We start from the raw sequence: 429 nt of genomic DNA on the forward strand, positions 1-429 counted from the left end.
ATTGAGGAATTGCTTCATTGCATGGAAGGAATATCACTGCTTGATGAGCCAAAACTCGAAAAGTATCTGGCATTGTACAATAAAGCATTCCTCTATCAAAAGGTAGGATTCTTCCTGGAGCATAGCAAAGAGCATCATCACATAAGCGACCAATTCATAGAAATGTGCCGCTCTAAAGGTGCCTTGCATACCAAACGTCTAACCTCCACAGGCGATTCTGACACCTATTTATGTCGATGGAAGCTTTATGTACCAGAAGATTGTGTAATTGAAAAAACTATTGAAAATGAACTCATATAACAAGATATATTTAGAAAACCTTAATTCCGCAACACTTTGATTTAACTTTATTTATAAGTTCCTGAGCAACAAAAAGTTGCTCAGGATTTTGCCATGTCAGATTTTTCACTTATCTTAGTGTTGCAAATC

General features: G+C 36.4%; 1 protein-coding gene. It reads left to right on the top strand.

Annotated elements, in window-relative coordinates:
• Nucleotides 1-300: hypothetical protein (locus tag ACTQ53_RS17645; RefSeq protein WP_441934628.1), on the top strand; the 300-nt coding region annotated here is incomplete at its 5' end.
• Between the last annotated feature and the right edge of the window lie 129 nt (nucleotides 301-429).

The organism is Prevotella sp. Sow4_E9_plate, assembly GCF_052116205.1.
Lineage (GTDB): Bacteria > Bacteroidota > Bacteroidia > Bacteroidales > Bacteroidaceae > Prevotella.